Source organism: Streptomyces sp. NPDC102514 (assembly GCF_055584525.1).
In genome coordinates this window covers 12,589-34,953 of sequence record NZ_JBVJLW010000024.1, presented here as the reverse complement: position 1 = coordinate 34,953, position 22,365 = coordinate 12,589, and the positions used below count along the sequence as shown (strand labels likewise).

Genomic DNA, 22,365 nt, shown 5'->3' with positions numbered 1-22,365 from the left:
GTGTCGTGTTATGAACACTTCCGTCTGATCCACCAAGATGAGCGGCATGAGCAGCTCATCGATGTCGTCGGTGTCCTCGGTGTCGTCTCAGGGCTTCGAGGCCGTACGGGGGCGTGGTTACCGCCCCGCGCAGGTCGACGCGTACGCCGCGGCGCTCTCGGAGGGGCGCGACGCCGCCTGGGAGCGGGCCGCGCGGCTGACCGTGCTGGCCAGGGAGATGGAGTCCGAGGCGCTGCGGCTGCGCGAGGTCGTGACGGGGCTCGCCCCCCAGACGTACGAGACGCTCGGCGACCGGGCCCGGCGGCTCTTCGAACTGGGTGAGGAAGAGGCCGCCGAGCTGCGCGAGGACGCGGTACGGCAGGCGCGCCGGACCGCGGACGAGGCGCGGGCGGCGGCCGAACGGGTGCGCGAGGCCGCGCGGGCGGACGCCGACGAGGTGCGCGGCGAGGCCGACGACCGGGCCCGGCACCGGCTGCTGGCGGCGCAGGCCGAGGCCGACGAGATGCGGATCTCCGCGCGGCGCGAGGTGAAGGAGGGGCGCGGGGAGGCCCTCGCCGCGCTGCGCGAGACGCGGCGGCGCGGGGAGAACCTCGTCGCCGAGCAGGAGAAGGAGCACGCGGAGCGCTGGGAGCGGGCCGGGTGCGAGGCCGCCGAACGGGAGGCCTCGCTCGACGCGCGCCACGAGGAGCTCGTCGCGCGCGCGGAGGAGGGCGTGGCCGCGGCGGGCCGGGAGCTGGCCTCCGCGCAGGAGTCGGCGCGTCACCTCCAGGAGGACGCGGACGCCCGCGCCGCGGAGCTCCTCGCGGAGGCCCGGGTCCGGGAGGAACGGGTGGCCCGCGAGACGGAACGGGTCCTGCGGGAGCACGGCGAGCAGTGGGACGAGGTGCAGGCGCACATGGACCATGTCCGCAGCAGTCTCGCTGCGCTGACGGGGCGGGCGGCGGCGGAGTAGTTCCCCACCGGGCCGCAGCCTGCTCACGCCCCCCGCCCCCCCGGGAGGTCACTGCTTACGTGCGGTGCCCGCCAGGATCCAGGCCTCCATCGACTCGTACTGCCGTCGGTGTTCCTCGCCCGCCCGCCGCCCCGAGGCGACCGTGCCGAACCAGCCGAGGGCGAAGCCCAGTGGGATGGAGACGATGCCGGTCGTGGTGAACGGGAACCACGTGAAGTCGTGGTCGGGGAACGCCGAGATGGGCGACCCGGACACGAGATTCGTACCGGTCATCAGGATGAGCGTGCCCAGCGAGCCCCCGATGAGCGTGCACAGCAGCCCGGCCCGGGTGTACCGCCGCCAGAACAGGCTGTAGACCAGCGCGGGCGCGATCGCGGAGGCGCCCAGGCAGAACGACAGCGTGACCAGCGGCTGCAGGCTGTGGTGCTGGACGAGCGTGGCCAGCACGATCGCCGGGATGCCGACGGCCGCCGCGGACGCCCGCGCCAGTGTCATCTCGCGGCGCGGCGTGAGCGGTTCCTTGCGGTGGGCGAAGACGTCGTGGGCGAGGGAGTTGGCGCAGGCGAGGATCATGCCGGCGACGGAGGCGAGCAGTGTCAGGAAGAGCGCGGCGGTGACGGTGGTGAAGAGGAACGTCTCCGCGGTGGAGACGTCCGTCCCGAACGCGGCCCGGGAGCCCAGCAGATACGCCGTGTTGCCCTGCGGGTCGGCGCCCGCGATGGCCTCGCGGCCGATCAGCGCGGTCGCGCCGAAGCCGACGACCGTGATGACGAGGACGAACAGGGCCACGGCCGGTACCGCCCAGGACATCGACCGGCGTACCTGGCGGGCGCTGCCCGCCGTGTACATGCGCATGGTGATGTGCGGCAGACAGGCGCCGCCGAGTACGACGGTGAGCTGGGCGCTGATCATGTCGAGGCGTGGGTTGGGTCCGGCCGAGAACTGCAGGCCGGAGCTGAGGAAGGCGGACCCCGCGCCGCTGTTCTGGGCGGCCTGGCCGAACAGATTGCCCAGGCTCCAGTCGAACCTGGCGAGGATGAGCAGGGCGACGACGGCGCCGGAGCCGAGCAGCATCACGATCTTCAGGATCTGGATCAGCGCGGTGCCCTTCATCCCGCCGATCGCCGCGTAGCTGATCATCAGGATGCCGAGGCCGATGATGCAGCCGGTCTTCAGGCCCTCGCTGGAGAAGCCGAGGATGAAGGCGAGCAGGTCACCGGTGCCGGCCAGTTGCACGAGCATCAGCGGGAGCAGCGCGGTCAGTGTCGCCGCGCACGCGGTGATCCGTACGGCCCGGCCCGGCATCCGGCGGGCCAGGGCGTCGCCCATGGTGAACCGGCCCGCGTTGCGCAGGGGTTCGGCCAGCAGGAACATCAGGAGCATGAGGGACAGGGCGGTGCTCAGGGCGAGTACGACGCCGTCGTGGCCGAAGAGCGCGATCACGCCGCCGGTGCCGAGGACGGTGGCGGCCGAGATGTAGTCACCGGCTATGGCGAGGCCGTTGCGCATGGGGGAGAGGCTGCCGTAGCCGGTGTAGAACTCGTCGAGGTCGTCCCGGTCGGGGCCGGTCATCACACAGAGCAGCAGGGTGATGGTGGCCACGACGGTGAACGCCACCAGGGACATCGCCTGGGCGGAGTTGCTGAAGCCGGTCACCGGTGTGCCTCCGTGTGCCTGGTGTCCAGCTCGGCCTGTTTTCTGAGCCGCTCGGCGATCGGGTCGACGGTCCTGCGGGCGGTGTACTCGTACAGTCCGATCGCGGCGCCGGTGACGGGGACCTGGAGGAGGCCGAGGAGCAGGCCGACGGTCAGGCCGTCGGTCACCTCGTCCGTCATGAGGGAGGGCGCGGTCGCGGACAGGACGAGGAACAGGGTGAAGTAGCCGAGGGCGGTCAGGGTCGCGACCCGCCGCTGCAGCCGGTACGCGGAACGCAGCACCCGGATGTCGCTGTGCTGTCCGAGTGCGCTGTGCCGGGCCCGGTGCGGTCCGGCGGGTCCGGGCTCCGGCTGCTGCTGCGGCGCCCAGGGGTAGGTGGAGTAGGACTGCGAGGAGCTGTGCGGCGGTTGGTGCGGCGGACGGTGCGGTGGAACGGGGTACGACGGGGACGTGTCGTAGGACATCCCGGTTCTCCTTGCGTGGCTCGGGCCCGAAACGGACCGCAGGGAGCGGGGGGTGGAACGACGACGCACGTTACTCGCAGGTAGCCGAGCGACGCGAGGGTTTTGACAAACTGATTGGTCGGTATGCGCTTACTTCGCTGACCTGGGGTGTTACCCGAGTTAACTTCTTTACGTCCGTCTCGAGGGTGTCCACTTGCGGTCGAAGTGCCCCGTGGTTCCGGATCGCCGGGTGACCCTCAGTCGCCGGGGGTCTTGAGCACCGGGAAGCGGCGTGGGGCCAGGAACAGCAGGACCAGGAAGGCGAGTGCCGCCGCGCAGGCCGCGCCGAAGTAGACGGCGTGGACCGCCTCCGCGACCGCCCGGCGTACGTGTTCGGCCGGTGCGCCCGACTCCAGGGACGCGGTCACCGAGTCCAGGTCGCCCGCGCCGCCCAGCCGGGAGGCCAGCACGCCGTTGGCGACCGCGCCGAAGAGCGCGGCGCCGATCGTCTGGCCGCTCTGCCGGCAGAAGAGGACGGAGGCGGTGGTCGTACCGCGTTCCGCCCAGTCGACGGTCGACTGGACCCCGATGAGCAGGGGCAGTTGGAAGAGGCCGAGCGCCCCGCCGAGCAGGAGCATCAGGACGGCGGGCTGCCAGGCCGCGCCGGGGTAGGGCAGGAACGGGAAGGCGAACAGGATCAGTGTGGCCGTGCCGATGCCGAGCATCGCCGTGCTGCGGAAGCCGATACGCCGGTAGACGTGCTGGCTGAGGGCCGCCGACACCGGCCAGCTCAACGTCCATACGGAGAGCACGAATCCGGCGGCGATGGGGGTGAGGCCCAGCACCGACTGCGCGTACGTGGGCAGGAAGACGGTGGGGGCGACCATCAGCAGGCCCAGCGCGCCGAGCGCGAGGTTCACGGCGGCGATGGTGCGGCGCCGCCACACCCAGCCGGGGATGATCGGTTCGGCGGCCCGGCGTTCGACGAGCACGAGGGCGCCGATGAGCGCGACTCCCGTACCGAACAGCGCTGTCGAGGGCGCCGACAGCCACGGCCAGGCCACCCCGCCCTGCACCAGGGCCGTCAGGAGTACGCCGCCGCAGGCGAAGACGGTGAGCGCGCCCGCCCAGTCGATGCGCGGGCGGCGCGCGGGGGCGGCCCGTTCGGGCTCGTGGAGGTGGCGGACCAGCAGCCACAGGGCGACCGCGCCGAGCGGCAGGTTGATGAGGAAGATCCAGCGCCAGTCGGCGTACGAGGCGAGCAGCCCGCCGATCGCGGGGCCCGCGATCGCCGAGGTGGCCCACACCGTGGACAGCTTCGCCTGTATCTTCGGGCGCTGCTTGAGCGGGTAGAGGTCGGCGGCGAGCGTCTGGACCGTCCCCTGGAGGGCGCCGCCGCCGAGGCCCTGGACGATCCGGAACGCGATCAGCGCGGCCATGTTCCAGGCGAGCGCGCAGAGCAGGGAGCCGAGCAGGAACAGGACGCAGCCGGCGATCAGGACCGGCTTGCGGCCGAAGGTGTCGGAGAGCTTGCCGTAGACGGGCAGGGTGACGGTCACCGCGAGCAGATAGCCGGAGAACAGCCACGAGAAGACGGAGAAGCCGCCGAGGTCGCCGACGATCTGCGGGACGGCGGTCGACACGATCGTGGAGTCGAGCGCGGCCAGCCCCATGCAGAGCATGAGGGAGGCGACGACGGCCCGGCGGTTCCTGGCCCCGGCCCGCGCCGCGGCCGGCCCGTCCTCCGTGACCGCCGGTATCTCGGTGTCCCCCTGGCCCACAGGATTCCTTCCCCTTGCACCTATCTGCCGTGGCCACTCTCCCACTTGAGCCTCACGTCGCGGGAGGGCGGACGCCGGGAGAGCCGGAAGGTGGAGGCATCCCCGAGGAGGACTCCACCGACGGGTGGACACCCCCTAGGGGAACCTCCGTACTACGGCTCGGGGAGGGTTCGTCCCGGCGGAGGACGAGACCGTACGGGTGCCGTCCTTAACCTGGCTTTATGCCGCTGAGGGGGGGGCGGAGGGCGGTGCCGGGGGCGGTCTCCCGCACCTTCGAGGGTGGGGTTTTCCCCAGCAGAAGACTGCGCTGGGCACCAGCGCGGCGGACCACCCAGCGCCACCAGACTTAGGGCTGTGACCGGGCGGCGTGACCGCACCGCCGCACCGCACGACGTACTTGAACAGCGCGACGGCGTACGTGAACGGCTTGACGACGTACGTGAACGGCTCGACGCGGACAACCGCGGACAACCGCGGAACACAGGCATCGCAAGACAATCGCAGACCGTCACCGTCCTGACAGTGACCGACTTAGGAGACATACCGTGACATCGGCTGTAACCATTCCCAGGCACGGGGGCACTGGAGAGCGTACGGCCGTTGCCGCGCGGGCACGGCAGGTCGTCAAGGCGTACGGGTCCGGCGAGACCCGCGTCGTCGCCCTGGACCAGGTCGACGTGGACATCGCGCGGGGCCGGTTCACCGCGATCATGGGCCCCTCGGGGTCCGGCAAGTCCACCCTGATGCACTGCCTCGCCGGCCTCGACACCGTCTCCTCCGGGAAGATCTACCTGGACGAGACCGAGATCACCGGGCTCAAGGACAAGAAGCTCACGCAGCTGCGCCGGGACCGGATCGGCTTCATCTTCCAGGCGTTCAACCTGCTGCCGACGCTGAGCGCCCTGGAGAACATCACGCTCCCGATGGACATCGCGGGCCGCAGGCCGGACAAGGCGTGGCTGGCCCAGGTCGTCGAGACGGTCGGGCTCGCCTCCCGGCTGAAGCATCGGCCCAACCAGCTCTCCGGCGGCCAGCAGCAGCGCGTCGCCGTGGCCCGCGCCCTGGCCGCGCGGCCCGAGATCATCTTCGGCGACGAGCCCACCGGGAACCTCGACTCCCGTGCCGGCGCCGAGGTGCTGGGCTTCCTGCGCCGTTCGGTCGACGAGCTCGGCCAGACCATCGTGATGGTGACGCACGACCCGGTCGCCGCCTCCTACGCGGACCGCGTGCTGTACCTGGCCGATGGCCGGATCGTCGACGAGATGCTCCGGCCGACCGCCGACGCCGTTCTCGACCGCATGAAGGACTTCGACGCCCGGGGGCGCACGTCATGACCGTCTTCAAGACCTCGATGCGCAACTTCTTCGCGCACAAGGGACGCATGGCCCTCTCGGCCGTCGCCGTCCTGCTGTCGGTGGCGTTCGTGTGCGGCACGCTCGTCTTCACCGACACCATGAACACCACCTTCGACAAGCTCTTCGCGACGACCTCCTCCGACGTCACCGTCTCGCCCAAGGCGGCCGAGGCCGACGACACCCCGCAGAACGGCAAGCCGGAATCGCTGCCCGCCTCGACCGTCGAGCGGACGCTCAAGGCGCAGGGCGTCAAGTCCGCCGAGGGTGCGGTCAGTTCGATGAACGTGACCGTCGTCAACAGCGACAACAAGAACATGGGGTCCAGCACCGGCGCCCCGACGATCGCGGGCAACTGGACGAAGAACGACCTGCGTTCGATGGAGATCACCTCCGGGCACGCCCCGCGCGGCCCCACCGAGGTGATGGTCGACGCCGACACCGCGGACAAGCACCACCTCAAGATGGGTGACGAGCTGCGCACCATAGCCGTCACCGGTGACTTCAAGGCGAAGATCGTCGGTATCGCCACCTTCAAGATCACCAACCCCGGTGCGGCCGTCGTCTACTACGACACCCCCACCGCACAGCGCGAACTCCTCGGCTCCACCGGCCGGTTCACTCAGATCAACGTCACGGCCGCCGCCGGGGTGACCGACGCCCAGCTCAAGCAGAACGTCTCGAAGCAGCTCACCGCGGCCGACGGGACGTTCAAGATCCAGACGCAGAAGGAGTACGCGGACGAGAGCCGCGAAGGCATCGGCGAGTTCATGAACGTCATCAAGTACGCCATGCTCGGCTTCGCCGGAATCGCCTTCCTCGTCGGCATCTTCCTCATCATCAACACCTTCTCGATGCTGGTCGCCCAGCGCACCCGCGAGATCGGCCTCATGCGGGCCATCGGCTCCTCCCGCAAGCAGGTCAACCGGTCCGTGCTCATCGAGGCACTGTTCCTCGGCATCGTGGGCTCGATCCTGGGCGTCGCCGCCGGCGTCGGCATCGCGGTCGGCCTCATGAAACTCATGTCGATGGCGGGCATGAACCTCTCCACCGCCGACCTGACGGTCAAGGCCGCCACCCCCGTCATCGGCCTGGTCCTCGGCGTCGTCGTCACCGTCCTCGCCGCCTACCTGCCCGCCCGCCGGGCCGGCAAGGTCTCCCCGATGGCCGCACTGCGCGACGCCGGTACGCCGGCCGACGGCAAGGCCGGCTGGATCCGCGGCATCATCGGCCTGCTCCTCACCGGCGCCGGCGGCGCCGCCCTCTTCACGGCGGCCGGCGCCGACAAGGCCGCCGACGGCGCGTCGATGCTCGGCATCGGCGTGGTGCTCTCGCTGATCGGGTTCGTCATCATCGGCCCGCTCCTCGCGGGCGGTGTGGTCCGGGCCCTCAGCGCGGTCCTGCTGCGCGGCTTCGGCCCCGTCGGACGCCTCGCCGAACGCAACGCCCTGCGCAACCCCCGCCGGACCGGCGCCACCGGCGCGGCCCTGATGATCGGCCTCGCGCTGGTCGCCTGCCTCTCCGTGGTCGGCTCCTCGATGGTCGCCTCCGCGACGGAGGAACTCGACAAGTCGGTCGGCACGGACTTCATCGTCCAGGGCAACCAGCGGATCGTCCCGCAGGCCCAGAAGGCCATCGAGGACACACCCGGCCTGGAGCACGTCACCAGCTACAAGATCGTCGACGCGAAGCTGACCTCCCCCGACGGGAAGACCGAGGACAGCGCGGTCACGGCCGCCGACCCCACGTACGCCAGCGACCTGCGCCGCGAGACGATCTCCGGCGAGCTGTCGGCGGCGTACGGCAAGAACGCGATGTCGGTCGGCTCCGACTACGCCAAGAAGCACGGCGTGAAGGTCGGCGACACGATGACCGTCGCCTTCAAGGGCGGACAGAGCGCGAAGCTGAAGGTCGCCGCGATCACGAGCGACGACACGGCCCTCGACAAGGGCGCGCGCTACCTGAACATCAGCACGCTGAAGAGTTACGTCCCGGCCGACAAGATGCCGCCGAACGACATGATGTTCGCCACCGCCAAGGACGGCCAGGAGAAGACGGCGTACGCGTCGCTCAAGAAGTCCCTGGACGCGTACCCGCAGTACCAGGTCCGTGACCAGACCGACTACAAGCAGGAGCTCAAGGACCAGATCGGCCAGCTCCTCAACATGGTCTACGGCCTGCTCGCCCTCGCGATCATCGTGGCGGTCCTGGGGGTCGTCAACACCCTGGCCCTCTCGGTCGTCGAGCGGACCCGCGAGATCGGCCTGATGCGCGCCATCGGCCTCTCCCGCCGCCAGCTGCGCCGCATGATCCGCCTGGAGTCGGTCGTCATCGCCCTCTTCGGAGCGCTGCTCGGCCTCGGCCTGGGCATGGGCTGGGGCGCCACCGCCCAGCAGCTCCTGGCTCTGGAGGGCCTGAAGGTCCTCGACATCCCGTGGCCGACGATCATCGGAGTCTTCATCGGCTCGGCGTTCGTGGGCCTGTTCGCGGCGCTGGTCCCCGCGTTCAGGGCGGGACGGATGAACGTCCTCAACGCCATCGCGACGGATTAGCTGCCGCCGGCTGAGGGAACGGGGGGAGCCCGGTGCCGTCGAGTCTTCGGACTCGGGGGCACCGGGCTTTTTGGTGTGGTGCGGCCGGGTGGGGGGCGGGCCCAAAGGATTGCGCAGTTCCCCGCGCCCCTGAAAAACGGGCTGCGCCCGCCCTTCCCCCGCCCGACCTTCCGCACTCTCCCCCCTACCCCCACCCCCACCCCCCAGGGGCGCGGGGAACTGTGCAAAGGGGGGCGAGGGGGCGCAGCCCCCATGCGTGGACGGGACGGGTAGGGGCGGCGGGGGCGAGGAAAGGGCCCTCTGTCCACAGGGGCGGGCGGGGAGGACCCCGGCGTCGTACCCTGGACACCCCCGGCCCGTCACACGTGTCGGGCGGCTCGCGTTGCCCACGCCACCCACCCCCTCCCACCCCCTCCCACCCCCCTCAGCTCCTCGGACGGAAACCCCTTCATGAGCCTGCACGGTCTGCTCGACGCCGTCGTCAAGGACGCCGCACTCACCGAAGCGGTGAAGGCCGCCGGCGACGGCAACCGCATGCACGTGGACCTGGTCGGCCCACCCGCCGCCAGGCCCTTCGCGGTGGCGGCCCTGGCCAGGGAGGCCGGCCGCACGGTCCTGGCGGTCACCGCCACGGGCCGCGAGGCCGAGGACCTGGCGGCGGCCCTGCGCTCACTGCTGCCCGCCGACACCGTCGTGGAGTACCCGTCCTGGGAGACGCTGCCGCACGAGCGCCTGTCGCCGCGCAGCGACACCGTGGGCCGCCGGATCGCCGTCCTGCGCAGGCTCGCCCACCCGCGCCCCGACGACCCGGAGACCGGCCCCGTCTCCGTGGTGGTGGCTCCCGTGCGCTCGGTCCTCCAGCCCCAGGTCAAGGGCCTGGGCGACCTGGAACCCGTCGCCCTGCGGACCGGCCAGAGCGCCGACCTCGGTGACATCGTGAAGGGCCTGGCGGCAGCGGCGTACGCCCGGGTGGAGCTGGTGGAGAAGCGCGGCGAGTTCGCCGTACGCGGCGGGATCCTGGACGTCTTCCCGCCCACCGAGGAGCATCCGCTGCGCGTGGAGTTCTGGGGCGACGACGTCGAGGAGATCCGCTACTTCAAGGTCGCCGACCAGCGGTCCCTTGAGGTCGCCGAGCACGGGCTGTGGGCGCCGCCCTGCCGTGAACTGCTGCTCACGGACGACGTACGGGCCAAGGCGGCGGCGCTGGCGGAGGAGCACCCCGAGCTGGGCGAGCTGCTCGGCAAGATCGCCGAGGGCATCGCGGTCGAGGGCATGGAATCCCTCGCTCCGGTCCTCGTCGACGACATGGAGCTGCTGATCGACGTCCTGCCCAAGGGTTCCATGGCCCTCGTGTGCGACCCCGAGCGGGTGCGTACGCGCGCCGCCGACCTGGTGGCGACCTCGCAGGAGTTCCTCCAGGCGTCCTGGGCGGCGACGGCGGGCGGCGGCGAGGCCCCCATCGACGTCGACGCGGCGTCCCTGTGGTCCATCGCGGACGTCCGGGAGCGGGCGCGCGAGCTGGACATGATGTGGTGGTCGGTGTCGCAGTTCGCGGCGGACGAGGCACTGACGGAGACGTTCGCGGACGACGCCGCGGGTGACGCGGACACGCTGAAGCTCGGGATGCACGCGCCCGAGACCTACCGCGGCGACACCGCGAAGGCCCTCGCCGACACCAAGGGCTGGCTCGCGGACGGCTGGCGCACGGTCTTCGTCACCGAGGCGCACGGCCCGGCGGCCCGTACGGTCGAGGTGCTCGGCGGGGAGGGCATCGCGGCCCGCCTGGAGTCGGACCTCGGCGCGCTGGCACCCTCGGTCGTGCAGGTGTCCTGCGGCTCGATCGACTACGGGTTCGTCGACCCGGCGCTCAGACTCGCCGTGCTCACCGAGACCGACCTCACCGGGCAGAAGGCCGCCGGCAAGGACGGCGCCCGGATGCCGGCCCGCCGCAGGAAGAGCATCGACCCGCTGACGCTGGAGACGGGCGACTACATCGTCCACGAGCAGCACGGCGTCGGCCGCTACATCGAGATGGTCCAGCGGACCGTGCAGAGCGCGACCCGCGAGTACCTGGTCGTCGAGTACGCGCCCGCCAAGCGCGGCCAGCCCGGCGACCGCCTCTACATCCCCACGGACCAGCTGGAACAGATCACTAAGTACGTGGGCGGCGAGGCCCCGACCATGCACCGCCTCGGCGGCGCCGACTGGACGAAGACCAAGGCGCGCGCCAAGAAGGCCGTCAAGGAGATCGCGGCGGACCTGATCAGGCTGTACTCGGCCCGGATGGCGGCCCCCGGCCACGCCTTCGGCGCCGACACGCCCTGGCAGCGCGAACTGGAGGACGCGTTCCCGTACACCGAGACGCCCGACCAGCTCACGACCATCGCCGAGGTCAAGGACGACATGGAGAAGACGGTCCCGATGGACCGCCTGATCTGCGGCGACGTCGGTTACGGCAAGACGGAGATCGCGGTCCGCGCGGCCTTCAAGGCGGTCCAGGACGGCAAGCAGGTCGCCGTCCTCGTGCCCACCACCCTGCTGGTGCAGCAGCACTTCGGGACGTTCAGCGAGCGCTACTCGCAGTTCCCCGTCAACGTACGGGCCCTGTCGCGCTTCCAGTCCGACACCGAGGCGAAGGCCACCCTGGAGGGGCTGCGGGAAGGCTCCGTGGACATCGTCATCGGCACGCACCGGCTGTTCTCCTCGGAGACCAAGTTCAAGGACCTGGGACTGGTCGTCGTCGACGAGGAGCAGCGGTTCGGCGTCGAGCACAAGGAGCAGCTGAAGAAGCTCCGCGCGAACGTGGACGTTCTGACCATGTCCGCCACCCCGATCCCGCGCACCCTGGAGATGGCGGTGACGGGCATCCGCGAGATGTCGACGATCACCACCCCGCCGGAGGAACGGCACCCGGTCCTGACCTTCGTCGGCCCCTACGAGCAGAAGCAGATCGGCGCGGCGGTCCGCAGGGAGCTGCTGCGGGAGGGGCAGGTCTTCTACATCCACAACCGCGTCGAGTCGATCGACCGGGCGGCGGCGCGGCTGCGCGAGATCGTGCCGGAGGCGCGGATCGCGACCGCCCACGGCCAGATGTCCGAACAGGCCCTGGAGCAGGTCGTCGTCGACTTCTGGGAGAAGAAGTTCGACGTCCTCGTCTCCACGACGATCGTCGAGTCGGGCATCGACATCTCGAACGCGAACACGCTGATCGTGGAGCGCGGCGACAACTTCGGCCTCTCGCAACTGCACCAGCTGCGCGGCCGGGTGGGGCGAGGCCGCGAGCGCGGTTACGCCTACTTCCTCTACCCGCCGGAGAAGCCGCTCACGGAGACGGCCCACGAACGCCTCGCGACCATCGCCCAGCACACGGAGATGGGCGCGGGCATGTACGTGGCCATGAAGGACCTGGAGATCCGCGGCGCCGGAAACCTGCTGGGCGGCGAGCAGTCGGGCCATATCGCCGGAGTCGGCTTCGACCTGTACGTACGCATGGTGGGCGAGGCGGTCGCGGACTACCGCGCCTCCATGGAGGGCGGTGTCGTCGAGGAGGCGCCCTTGGAGGTCAAGATCGAGCTCCCGGTCGACGCGCACGTCCCGCACGACTACGCGCCGGGCGAACGGCTGCGCCTGCAGGCCTACCGCTCGATCGCCTCGGTCAACTCCGAGGACGACATCAAGGCCGTACGCGAGGAACTCGTCGACCGGTACGGGAAGCTGCCCGAGCCGGTGGAGAACCTGCTCCTGGTGGCCGGACTGCGGATGCTCGCGCGTGCGTGCGGGGTCGGCGAGGTCGTCCTCCAGGGCAACAACATCCGGTTCGCCCCGGTGGAGTTGCGGGAGTCGCAGGAACTCCGCCTCCAGCGCCTGTACCCGGGCACCGTCGTCAAGCCGTCCGCCCACCAGGTACTGGTCCCGCGCCCGAAGACGGCGAAGGTCGGCGGAAAGCCGCTGGTCGGCCGGGAGTTGCTGGGATGGACCGGAGAGTTCTTGGCTTCGATCCTGGGGTCGTAGAGGGTCACCTCCACGGCTTGCTGAGGGCTGATCGGGCTGAGGGCCGGATTGGCCTGAGGGTTGAGGGCTTGAGGTGCTGGTGGGCCGGCCGGTGGGCCGGTGTCACGTGGACCTGAAGAGCAGCCCCGTCAGCGCGTGGAACACCTCCTCCGGGTCCTGGTCGCCCACCGGGCCGTTCAGATTGTGGCTCAGGAGGAGCGTCGCGAAGCCGGCATCGACCGGGCGTACCGGGAGATGTTCGGCGACCGGGTCGACAGCCCCGAACTCGTCGAAGCCGCGGACCTGGCCCGCCGCGCGGCCGAGTCCGTCGACCCGGCCGGCCGGCCCCTCGCCGCCGCCAACGCCGAGTTGCCCTGGCCGGAGTCACCGCATCGGCAGCTGTGGCACGCGGCGACGATATTGCGCGAGCACCGCGGCGACGGCCACCTCGCCGCGCTGCTCGTCGCGGGCCTCGATCCGGTCGAGTCGCTCGTCTCCTTCGCTGCGATCGGCGCCGCTTCCGTGGAGCGGTTCGAGAGCCGCGGGTGGAGTGCGGAGGAGCGGTCGGCCGCGCGTCAACGGCTCGTCGCGCGAGGGCTGCTGGCAGAGGACGGCACGGCCACGGACGCCGGCCGTGCCCTGCGGCAGGCGGTGGAGCGGCAGACCGACGAGCTGGCCGTCGCGCCATGGCGGGCGCTGGGGCCCGACGCGACCGGCCGACTCGCCGATCTGCTCGGTGAGTTCTGGGTCGCGGTGCTCGGATCGGGGCTGCTGCCGTCGGAGACGACGCTGGGGATCGGAAAGGTGTGAGGGGCGCGATCCGGGACAGCCGGTCTCCGGGAGCCGAGGACGCCTCACCGCGGGCTGAGGGTGTCTCACCACCTCCGTCACGCCGGTTGTGCGCCACTTGCTCACCAAAGTCACCATAAGTACCTTTCACGCCGTTCTCTCCCAACCGTCGGGCCAGTACGGTGAGATGACGGAAGACCGCCCCTCGGGGCGGGCAGGGCACGTAAGAAGAAGGAGCGCCCGTGACGTTCTGGACCAGGACCGCAGGGGTCGCGGTTCTGCTGATCGCCGCGACCGGCTGTACCGCGGAGACGACCGGTGCCGCCGGACCTCAGGAGCCGGCGGGCGCGGGCGGAGCCGCCCTCACCGCGGTCGACTCACTGACCGTCAAGGGGAGGGCACCCAAGACGGGGTACGACCGGGACAAGTTCGGCACCGCCTGGGCGGACACCGATTCGAACGGCTGCGACACCCGCGACGACATCCTCAAACGGGACCTGAAGGAGGTGAAGTTCAGCGACGGCGACTGCAGCGTGAAATCGGGGAGGCTCGACCCCGATCCTTACACCGACAAGGACGTCACCTTCGTACGCGGCGGGCGCAGCGAGGTCGACATAGACCATCTCGTCGCCCTGTCGGACGCCTGGCAGAAGGGCGCCGGGAAATGGGACGCGAGCAAGCGGATAGCACTGGCCAACGACCCGTTGAACCTCCTCGCCGTCGACGCCGGACGCAACCGCAGCAAGGGTGACGGGGACACCGCGACCTGGCTCCCGCCGCACAAGGCGTACCGCTGCACGTACGTGGCCCGGCAGGTGGCCGTGAAGAAGAAGTACGAGCTGTGGGTCACCGACGCGGAGAAGGCTGCGATGAAGAAGGTGCTGTCCGGGTGCCCGGGGCAGAAGCTCCCCACGGGTGGCACGCCGACAAAGGCGCCGAGCCGGTTCCACGCGAACTGACGGAAGTGTTGCGGAGGGGTTCCGGCAGGGCTCCGGGCCGGCTTCGTACGGGTTCCGTGCGGGCTCCGCGCGGGGCGACTCCGTGCCGGAAAAGCGGTTTCACCGGGGCCGGTGCGGTGCCTACCGTGTTCGGCATGGTGCTGAGAATCGCGAGCCTCGCCGAGCGTCCGGAGATGTACGACGCGGTGACGGGGATGGCCGACACCTGGCCGGAGTTCGTCCGCAACGACCTCGTCGGCAACGCGCACTACGGCCGGATCGCCAGGGAACTGCCGGAGTACGTGCTGTTCGCCGAGGACGGGAGCGGCGAGGTGGTCGCGCACGCCTACAGCGTGCCGTTCGCCCTCGGGGACGAGGGGCCGGGCGCGCTGCCGGCGCGGGGCTGGGACGAGGTGGTGGTGTGGGCGTTCGGGGACCTGCGCCAGGGCGTCGTACCCGACACCGTGAGCGCCATCTCGATCGTCGTCGCCCCGCACGCCCAGGGCACCGGCCTGTCGGCGCGGATGCTCTCGGCGATGCGTGACAACGCCCGGGCCAAGGGCTTCGGCGAGGTCGTCGCACCGGTGCGGCCGAGCGCGAAGCACCGGGAGCCGTGGGCGGCGATGGAGGAGTACGCGTTCCGGACGCGTGAGGACGGGCTGCCGCACGACCCGTGGCTGCGGGTCCACGTCCGGGCGGGCGGGCGCATCGAGGCGGTGGCTCCGGCGTCGATGACCGTCGCCGCGTCGCTGGACGAGTGGCGGGAGTGGACGGGGCTGCCGTTCGACAAGGAGGGCCGGGTGGAGGTGCCCGGCGCGCTGGTGCCGGTGCAGTGCGAGCCGGCGCTCGGGTACGCGGTGTACGTCGAGCCCAACGTGTGGGTGCGGCACGTCCTTTGAGGTGGACGCGGAACCGGCTGGGGCGTGCGCGGAACCGGTCCGGCACCCGGGCATGCCCGGCGGGGCATGCCCCCCGTGGACACGCCCCGCCGGCTTCTCTCGCCGGGCTTTCGCGCCGGGCCTCCGTGGCCCGTCAGCCGCCCAGCGCGTCCAGGTCGAGGATCTTCCCCTTGGGGGTCTCGGCGGGGACCGGCGTGTCGAAGTCGCTGAAGGTGATCGTGCCCGGGTCCTTGGCGGACTTGCTGACGACCTTCAGCAGGTAGGGCTTGCCCTCGGTGGCGACGGACAGCGTGTACGTGTCCTTGCCGTCCTTCTCGTGCAGGACGATCGCCGGGGTGCCGTCGACCGTGGTCGCCTTGCCGCGGGTGGCGTCGGAGCTGACGTCCTCGAAGTCCGCGAGGACGGTGTCGAGGTCGCAGAAGCCGGCGATGTCCTTGGCGTCCGCTCCCTTCGCGGACATCTTGGTCCACTTGCCGGCCAGCATGGCCACCACGCCGTCGGTCTCCTCCTTCGGCGCGTCCTCGTCCTGGGCGCGGAGGAACTCCTCGTCGTACTTCATGTAGAGGGTGTCGCCGGTCATCATCAGCTGGGCCTCGCCCTGGCCGTCGGCGCTCATCGTGCCGGCGCAGCGGCCCTTCTTGTCGAGGGCCATGTCGAGGTCGATGCGGCTGCCGTCGTCGTCCATGATGTCGCCCTTCATGCGCAGCGACGAGGCGTTCGAGGTGGCCTTCACGGCCCGGTCGGCGATCTCGCCGCCGGTCAGCCCGGCGAAGGGGCCCTTCGTTTTGCTGTCGGCCTTGTCCTCGCCGGGCAGGCAGCCGGTGAGCGAGGCGGTGGCCGCGGCGGCGAGGCAGAGGGCGGCAAGTGCGGTGCGACGCATGACGGTTTCCTTCGAAGTCGAGGTGGAGCGGTGGTGGTGGGGTGGGGTGGGGGAGGGAGGGGAGGGGGCGGGGGCGTCAGCCCGTCTTCTTCCAGTCCTTGCAGCCCGAGGTCTTGAAGTACGCGTCCCCGGCGGCGACGGTCACGACGGCCGAGCCGGACACGTTGTTGTTCGCGATGATCGACTCCATCGAGTGGGAGGAGTCCTTGGTGCGCTCCCAGTAGCAGAGGTCGTCCGTGTTGCCGGTGGAGCGGTAGGTGCCGGGGGCGATGTCGGCGCCCACCCTGTGCATCCCGCCGTCGCCCTTGATCGCCGTGGCCGGGGTGCCGGACGCCTTCGCGTCCACGGCCTCCCAGTCCTTGCAGCCGCTCGACTTGAAGAGCTTGTCGCTCTTCAGAATCGTCACGTAGCTGGTGCCGCTGACGTTGTCGTTGGCGAGGATCGAGTCCATCTCGCCCGAGGCGTCCTTGGAGCGCTCCCAGTAGCAGAGGGCGTCGGCGTTGCCGGTGGTGCGGTAGGTGCCGGGCTGTACGTCGGTGCCGACCTGGAAGTCGCCGTCCCCCTCGAACGCCGCTCTCTTCTTGGGCTCCGCCGCCTTGCCGGCCTTGGTGTCGTTCTTCGTGTCCGTGTCCGAACCGGCGTCGTTCTCGGCCTTCTTGCCGGACTCACGCCCGGCGGAGGCGGAGGCGCCCTTGCCGTTCCCGGAACCGCTGTCGCCGTCGTCGCCCGCGTTCGCCGACACCGCGCCGATGACGACGACGCTCACGACAACCCCCAGCGCGATCTTTCCCTTGGCGCCCATGACAGTCCCCTCCCCAGAGGCTGACGACCGCCTCCACCCGGCGGTCGTTCATCCGATGGGTCAATCACAGCAGAGCTTGTGAACCGAGTCAACACGGTTCACAAGGATGGTTGTGTACACGGGCGTGAATGGGTAGACCTTGCCTACGTCGCTATGATCGGCGCCACACACCAGACGGACGTCAGACACCGGACGAGGGGAGCCGAGCGGGTGCAGGAGAACGGGACAGAGGTCACCGCGGCCGGGATCGCCCGGCTCGCCGGAGTCGGCCGCGCAGCCGTCAGCAACTGGCGCCGCCGCCACGCCGACTTCCCCAAGCCCGTCGGCGGCACCGAGACCAGCCCCTCCTTCGCGCTCACCGAGATCGAGGACTGGCTGCGCGCCCAGGGCAAACTGGCCGAGGTCCCCCTGCGCGAGCGCGTCTGGCAGCAGGTCGCCGGACACCCGCAGGGCCCCGTCACCGCACTGATCCACGTCGGCTGCGCCCTCCTGCTCGTCCACGACCGGCCCACGGTCTGGCTGGAGGTGAGCGCCGGCTCCGACGACCGCCTCGCCGAGCTGCTGCCCGCGCCCCTCGACCAGGTCCTCACCCCGCGCTTCGGCGCGATCCGCAAACGGGCCGTCGCCACCCCGACCGCCGACCGACTGCGCCCCTCCGCACCGCTGTTGCGCGCCGCAGCCGAACTCGCCGCCGAACTGGACGCGCGCAAGGCGTACGAGTTCCTGCTCGGCAGGCATCTCGACGCGAACCCCCGCCAGTACACGCTCACGCCGCCCGGCCTCGCCGCCCTCATGGCAGACCTCGCCGGACCGGCCACCACCGTCCTCGACCCGGCCTGCGGCACCGGCGCCCTGCTGCGCGCGGTGGCCGCCGCACAGGGCACGCCCGCCCCCGGGGAGCAGCACCTCAACGGCCAGGACAACGCACCCGAGCTGGCGGCCCTGACGGCACTGCGCCTCGCCCTCCACACCCGCGCGGTCGTCCGCACCGCCGCCGCCGACAGCCTGCGCGAGGACGCGTACGACAGCCTCAGAGCCGACGCCGTCGTGTGCCACCCGCCGTTCAACGAGCGCAACTGGGGGCACGACGAACTGGCCTACGACCCCCGCTGGGAGTACGGCTTCCCGGCCCGCACCGAGTCGGAACTGGCCTGGGTGCAGCACGCGTTGGCCCGCCTCAGGGAAGGTGGCGTCGCCGTCCTTTTGATGCCGCCCGCCGCCGCGTCCCGCCGCTCCGGCCGCCGTATCCGCGCCGATCTGCTGCGCCGCGGCGCCCTGCGCGCGGTGATCGCCCTGCCGCCGGGCGCGGCACCCCCGTACAACCTCCCCCTGCATCTGTGGGTGCTGCGCAAGCCCGCCGTCGGCGCGCAGGCCACGCAGCCCGAGGTGCTCCTCGCCGACACGGGTGTGTACACCGCGGACAGCCGCGGCGGCCTCGACTGGCAGGCCGTGCGCACGGCCGTCCTCGACGCCTGGCGCCCCTTCGACCGGACCGGCACCGTGCCTGAGGAGCCGGGCCTCAGCCGCTGCGTGCCGGTCATCGAACTCCTCGACGACGACGTCGACCTGGCCCCGGCCCGCCATCTGCCGCCCTCCGCGGCCGGCGGCGGCGCGGAGCGACTGGCCGACGTGCGCGACGGCCTGGGCGAGACCCTCCGGCTGACCGACCGCCTCACCCCGCCGCCCGCCGCTCCGCGCGCGCCCGTCCGCTGGCCGCTCACCACGATCGGTGAACTCGCCCGCGGGGGTGCGCTCCAGCTGCGTACGGGAGGCAGCGGCGGGCACGCGCGCGTGCCCGTCCTCACCGACCATGACGTGCTGGCCGGTGCGGCGCCGTCCGGGACGCTGCCCGAGAGCGACGAGGAGGCCGTGCTCACCGAGGCCGGGGACGTCGTCGTGCCCGTGCTCGGCGGCGGCTCCATCGCGCGCGTGGTCGACGAGGCGACCGCGGGCGCGGCCCTCGGCCGCAACCTCGCGCTGCTGCGGCCCGATCCGGCCGCGCTCGACCCGTGGTTCCTCGCCGGTTTCCTGCGGGGCACCGCCAACAACCGCCAGGCCAGCAGCTACGCGTCCACCGCGACCCGGCTGGACGTCCGCCGTCTCCAACTGCCCAGGCTGCCCCTGGCGCAGCAGCGTGTCTACGGCGAACGGTTCCGCGCGCTCGCCGAGTTCGAGGAGACGCTGCGGCTCGCGGGACGGCTCGGGGAGCAGCTGGTCCGGGGCATGTACGACGGTCTGACGGACGGCACGGTCGAGCCCGGCTGAGGCCCGTGGGACGGACGCGGTGACCAGCACGACAACGGTTCGGTACAACCCTGGACCAGTTGTCCTTGTCGGCCTATACGCTCGGACTCCGCACTTGTACGTCCGTACGTCCGTCCGTCCCCATCAGGCCTCCAGGAGCAACCATGCAAGGCCACGGCCAGGCGCAGCCGGTGAAGCCGCCACCCTCGACCGGGGTGCTGGTCTCCCTGCGCGTGCTCTTCGTGGTGGTCTCCGTCTGCAGCTTCGGCCTGCTCGGCTGGGTGATGATGCTGCGTCTGGCGCTCGTGACCCGTAAATCGCTCGACTGGGGCCTGTTGGTGGCCACTTTCGCGGCCGAGGCCCTCGGTCTCGTCCTGCTCGGCGCCGAGCCCGGCGAGGAGATCCACACGCCGGGCGGCTGGACGGGCCTGGCCCTGCTCCTGGGCTCCCTCGTGCCCGTGATCTCGTACTACCTCGCGGCGGAGATCCGCCACTTCCACGCGCTGGGCTACGCCTACCAGGCGTACGCCGCGCACCGGCTCCCGGCGCAGGCCTACGGCTACCCGCAGCCCCAGCAGCCGTACAGCGCCGCGGCCGGTCCGCACACGCCGGTGCCGCAGATGGCCCCGATCCCCAGGCCCCCGAACTCCACGCCGACCCCGACCCCGCCGCCGCAGCGCCCCGCGCCCGCCCGTATCGACCAGGTGCGCGCCGAGCTCGACGAGCTGAGTGACTATCTCCGCAAGCACGAGGACGGCAGGTGACCGTGGCGTCGGGACGGGTGATCACCGGCCGCTACGAACTGTCCACGCTCATCGGGCAGGGCGGCATGGGCCAGGTGTGGACGGCGTACGACCAGCGTCTGGACCGGCGCGTCGCCGTCAAGCTGCTGCGGCCCGACAAGGTCGCGGGCCAGGAGGCCGACGAACTGCGCCGCCGCTTCGTGCGCGAGTGCCGGGTGACCGCGCAGGTCGACCACCCCGGCCTGGTCACGGTCCATGACGCCGGCAGCGAGGGCGAGGAGCTGTTCCTCGTCATGCAGTACGTCGACGGGGCCGACCTCTCCGACCATCTCGCCGAGCACGACCCCTACCCCTGGCAGTGGGCCGTCTCGGTCGCCGCGCAACTGTGCGCCGTGCTCTCCGCCGTGCACGCCGTGCCGATCGTCCACCGCGACCTGAAACCGCGGAACGTGATGATCAAGCAGGACGGCACGGTCACCGTCCTCGACCTCGGCGTCGCGTCCGTGATGGACACCGACACCACCCGCCTCACGCACACCGGCTCACCCATCGGATCGCCCGCCTACATGGCGCCCGAGCAGGCGATGGGCGGCGCGGTCGGCCCGTACACCGATCTGTACGCGCTCGGGGTGCTGCTGCACGAACTCCTCAGCGGGGACGTGCCGTTCTCGGGATCGACCGCCCTCGGCGTGCTGCACCGCCACCTCTACGAGCCGCCCCTGCCGGTCCGCCGGCTGCGCCCCGAGGTGCCCGAGGCGCTCGAAGCCCTCGTCCTGCGGCTGCTCTCCAAGGACCCGCAGCACCGCCCCGACTCCGCGCAGGAGACGTACGAGCAGCTGTTGCCGCTGCTCCCCGCGCGCGGGATCCCGTCCGGCGGGCCACTCGACCCCACGCGCCCCTTTCTGCGTCCGCACGCCCCCTGGCCGGACCGGGCCCGCACCCCCGCGGCGCAGCCGCAGGCCGCGCCCGCCGTCGAGAAGCCGGACGTCGCGGGAGCCGTCGACGAGGTCAAGCGGCTCCTCGGCGAGGGCCGCATCACGCAGGCCGTCGACATCCTCGGCCAGATACTCCCGGCCGCCGCCGCCCAGCACGGCGAGCACTCACCGGTCGTGCGCACCCTGCGCAAGCAGTACGCGGCCACGCTGATGGACGACGGCCAGTACCGCCGCGCCCTGCCCGAACTGCGCCGCCTCGCCGACGAACGGGCCACCGAGGCGGGCCAGGCCGACCCGCAGTCCCTGCGCTTCCGTTACGAGGCCGCCCAGTGCCTCGAACAGCTCGGCGAACCGGCGGCGGCACTCGCCGAGTACCGCGCGCTGCTGCCGTACTACGAGAACCAGTACGTCGCCCAGGACGCCGAACTGTCCTTCGAGGTACGCCGACGCATCGGCCATCTGCTTCTCGCGCTCGGCGACCGGGCCGCCGCCCACGACACGCTGGCCCGGCTCCAGTACGACGTCGAACGGCTGCGGGGCCCCGGCCATCCACTGGTCGGCGACATCGGCCGGACCCTCCAGTGGCTGGGACAGGTCCGCGGCTGAACCGCGCACCGCCGGGACGGTGCCCGAAGTCCTGCCGAATCGTTGGGTCGAATGGGTGGCCGAGAGCCGGTCCCCTGCCTAACATCGATCACCGCAAGACTTTGTGCACCGTCGCACAATCTCCTACAGGAGGTTTTCCTTGCACCGCCGCCGTCGCACCGCGTTCCTCCTCACCGCCGCGCTCGTCGCCGCGGCCCCCCTCCTGACCGCCTGTGGCAGCGACGCGCATCCCGGTGCCGCGGCCGTCGTCGGCGACGACCGCATCACGGTCTCCCAGCTGGAGAACCGGGTGAACGAGGTACGGACCGCGCAGCGGGCCGCCACCACGGGTGAGGCGCAGTACGAGCAGGCCATCGCCAAGTCCGGCGGCCTCACCCGCGACACCCTGCACGGCATGGTCCTCGACCGGGTGCTGCACCGGGCCGCCGACGACGCGGGCGTGAGCGTCACCCGCAAGGAGATCCAGGAGGCCCGCACCGGCCTGGAACAGCAGGCCGGCGGCGCGAAGGCCCTGGAGGTGAGCTGGCTCCAGCAGTACGGAGTGCCGCCCGAGCGGCTCGACGACAACCTCCGCGTCCAGATCGAGGCCCAGAAGCTCGCCGCCGCGCTCGGCACGGACACCAGCCAGCCGGCCTTCTGGAAGGCACTGTCCGACGCCTCCAAGAAGCTGGACGTCGACCTGAACCCCCGGTACGGCAGCTGGGACGTCGAGAAGAGCAGCCGCGTCGACGCCAAGCTCCCGTGGGTGCGCGACATCACGGCGGCGGCGAGCCAGAAGACGATGTGACCGCCGAAGGCCTGTG

The 22,365-nt window shown here is 71.4% G+C and carries 15 protein-coding genes and 2 pseudogenes; 11 read left to right on the top strand and 6 right to left on the bottom strand.

What is annotated here, in order from left to right; all coding sequences use genetic code 11:
- Positions 1-46: 46 nt before the first annotated feature.
- A complete protein-coding gene (locus ACZ60E_RS40555) occupies positions 47-952 on the top strand; it encodes a cellulose-binding protein (protein WP_469447166.1) in 906 nt (301 codons plus the stop codon).
- A gap of 48 nt (positions 953-1,000) precedes the next feature.
- On the opposite strand, the gene ACZ60E_RS40550 is transcribed toward ACZ60E_RS40555, so the two are convergent.
- From ACZ60E_RS40550 to ACZ60E_RS40540, 3 genes are all read right to left on the bottom strand, one after another.
- On the bottom strand, positions 1,001-2,578 hold the full coding sequence (locus tag ACZ60E_RS40550; protein ID WP_469447229.1) for a sodium/solute symporter: 1,578 nt from the start codon (positions 2,576-2,578) through the stop codon (positions 1,001-1,003).
- Between the two features lie 26 nt (positions 2,579-2,604).
- The gene (locus tag ACZ60E_RS40545) at positions 2,605-3,072 is read right to left on the bottom strand and encodes a DUF485 domain-containing protein (RefSeq protein WP_469447164.1); all 468 of its coding nucleotides are present in this window, start codon (positions 3,070-3,072) and stop codon (positions 2,605-2,607) included.
- 236 nt (positions 3,073-3,308) lie between these two features.
- On the bottom strand, positions 3,309-4,832 hold the full coding sequence (locus ACZ60E_RS40540) for an MFS transporter (protein WP_384816497.1): 1,524 nt from the start codon (positions 4,830-4,832) through the stop codon (positions 3,309-3,311).
- A gap of 545 nt (positions 4,833-5,377) precedes the next feature.
- Here ACZ60E_RS40540 and ACZ60E_RS40535 point away from each other — a divergent pair.
- The 3 genes from ACZ60E_RS40535 to mfd all read left to right on the top strand — a co-directional run bounded on the left by ACZ60E_RS40535 (position 5,378) and on the right by mfd (position 12,747).
- Positions 5,378-6,166 (top strand): ABC transporter ATP-binding protein, encoded by a 789-nt coding sequence (locus ACZ60E_RS40535; RefSeq protein WP_384816491.1) that lies wholly within the window; start codon positions 5,378-5,380, stop codon positions 6,164-6,166.
- Complete coding sequence (locus ACZ60E_RS40530) at positions 6,163-8,736, top strand: ABC transporter permease (RefSeq protein ID WP_469447162.1); 2,574 nt, start codon at positions 6,163-6,165, stop codon at positions 8,734-8,736. The genes ACZ60E_RS40535 and ACZ60E_RS40530 overlap by 4 nt, the downstream gene beginning before the upstream one ends.
- Positions 8,737-9,186: 450 nt before the next feature.
- Entirely contained in the window at positions 9,187-12,747 is a 3,561-nt protein-coding gene (gene mfd / locus ACZ60E_RS40525) for a transcription-repair coupling factor (RefSeq protein ID WP_469447160.1), read from the top strand.
- Positions 12,748-12,849: 102 nt separating this feature from the next.
- Here mfd and ACZ60E_RS40520 read toward each other — a convergent pair.
- Positions 12,850-12,957: pseudogene (locus ACZ60E_RS40520) on the bottom strand (TetR family transcriptional regulator); the annotation flags it as partial.
- On the opposite strand from ACZ60E_RS40520, the pseudogene ACZ60E_RS40515 reads away from it, so the two are divergent.
- From ACZ60E_RS40515 to ACZ60E_RS40505, 3 genes and pseudogenes are all read left to right on the top strand, one after another.
- Positions 12,955-13,536, top strand: a pseudogene (locus ACZ60E_RS40515) (SCO6745 family protein); the annotation flags it as partial. The pseudogenes ACZ60E_RS40520 and ACZ60E_RS40515 sit on opposite strands and share 3 nt — an antisense overlap.
- 221 nt (positions 13,537-13,757) lie before the next feature.
- Entirely contained in the window at positions 13,758-14,474 is a 717-nt protein-coding gene (locus tag ACZ60E_RS40510) for an HNH endonuclease family protein (RefSeq protein ID WP_384810491.1), read from the top strand.
- A 134-nt stretch (positions 14,475-14,608) separates the two neighbouring features.
- Positions 14,609-15,352 (top strand): N-acetyltransferase, encoded by a 744-nt coding sequence (locus tag ACZ60E_RS40505; protein ID WP_469447158.1) that lies wholly within the window; start codon positions 14,609-14,611, stop codon positions 15,350-15,352.
- 133 nt (positions 15,353-15,485) lie between these two features.
- Here ACZ60E_RS40505 and ACZ60E_RS40500 read toward each other — a convergent pair whose 3' ends face one another.
- Together ACZ60E_RS40500 and ACZ60E_RS40495 are read right to left on the bottom strand one after the other, a co-directional pair.
- Positions 15,486-16,232, bottom strand: coding sequence for a hypothetical protein (locus ACZ60E_RS40500; protein WP_469447156.1), 747 nt, complete (start codon positions 16,230-16,232; stop codon positions 15,486-15,488).
- Positions 16,233-16,308: 76 nt separating this feature from the next.
- Positions 16,309-17,034, bottom strand: a complete 726-nt coding sequence (locus ACZ60E_RS40495) for a hypothetical protein (protein WP_469447154.1) — start codon at positions 17,032-17,034, stop codon at positions 16,309-16,311.
- Positions 17,035-17,244: 210 nt separating this feature from the next.
- On the opposite strand from ACZ60E_RS40495, the gene ACZ60E_RS40490 reads away from it, so the two are divergent.
- From ACZ60E_RS40490 to ACZ60E_RS40475, 4 genes are all read left to right on the top strand, one after another.
- On the top strand, positions 17,245-19,299 hold the full coding sequence (locus ACZ60E_RS40490; RefSeq protein ID WP_469447152.1) for an N-6 DNA methylase: 2,055 nt from the start codon (positions 17,245-17,247) through the stop codon (positions 19,297-19,299).
- Positions 19,300-19,442: 143 nt separating this feature from the next.
- Positions 19,443-20,042 (top strand): hypothetical protein, encoded by a 600-nt coding sequence (locus ACZ60E_RS40485; protein ID WP_469447150.1) that lies wholly within the window; start codon positions 19,443-19,445, stop codon positions 20,040-20,042.
- A gap of 38 nt (positions 20,043-20,080) precedes the next feature.
- Positions 20,081-21,562: a serine/threonine-protein kinase gene (locus ACZ60E_RS40480; RefSeq protein ID WP_384810600.1), complete on the top strand. Its 1,482-nt coding sequence runs from the start codon at positions 20,081-20,083 to the stop codon at positions 21,560-21,562.
- 139 nt (positions 21,563-21,701) lie between these two features.
- Positions 21,702-22,349: a SurA N-terminal domain-containing protein gene (locus ACZ60E_RS40475; protein WP_384810502.1), complete on the top strand. Its 648-nt coding sequence runs from the start codon at positions 21,702-21,704 to the stop codon at positions 22,347-22,349.
- Positions 22,350-22,365: the final 16 nt, after the last annotated feature.

Bases quoted from the DNA above. Each gene is read 5' to 3' on its own strand.
- ACZ60E_RS40555 (WP_469447166.1), top strand. From the start codon at position 47: ATGAGCAGCTCATCGATGTCGTCGGTGTCCTCGGTGTCGTCTCAGGGC.
- ACZ60E_RS40545 (WP_469447164.1), bottom strand. From the start codon at position 3,072: ATGTCCTACGACACGTCCCCGTCGTACCCCGTTCCACCGCACCGTCCG.
- ACZ60E_RS40485 (WP_469447150.1), top strand. From the start codon at position 19,443: ATGCAAGGCCACGGCCAGGCGCAGCCGGTGAAGCCGCCACCCTCGACC.
- ACZ60E_RS40495 (WP_469447154.1), bottom strand. From the start codon at position 17,034: ATGGGCGCCAAGGGAAAGATCGCGCTGGGGGTTGTCGTGAGCGTCGTC.
- ACZ60E_RS40530 (WP_469447162.1), top strand. From the start codon at position 6,163: ATGACCGTCTTCAAGACCTCGATGCGCAACTTCTTCGCGCACAAGGGA.
- ACZ60E_RS40505 (WP_469447158.1), top strand. From the start codon at position 14,609: ATGGTGCTGAGAATCGCGAGCCTCGCCGAGCGTCCGGAGATGTACGAC.
- ACZ60E_RS40500 (WP_469447156.1), bottom strand. From the start codon at position 16,232: ATGCGTCGCACCGCACTTGCCGCCCTCTGCCTCGCCGCCGCGGCCACC.
- ACZ60E_RS40550 (WP_469447229.1), bottom strand. From the start codon at position 2,578: ATGTCCCTGGTGGCGTTCACCGTCGTGGCCACCATCACCCTGCTGCTC.
- mfd (WP_469447160.1), top strand. From the start codon at position 9,187: ATGAGCCTGCACGGTCTGCTCGACGCCGTCGTCAAGGACGCCGCACTC.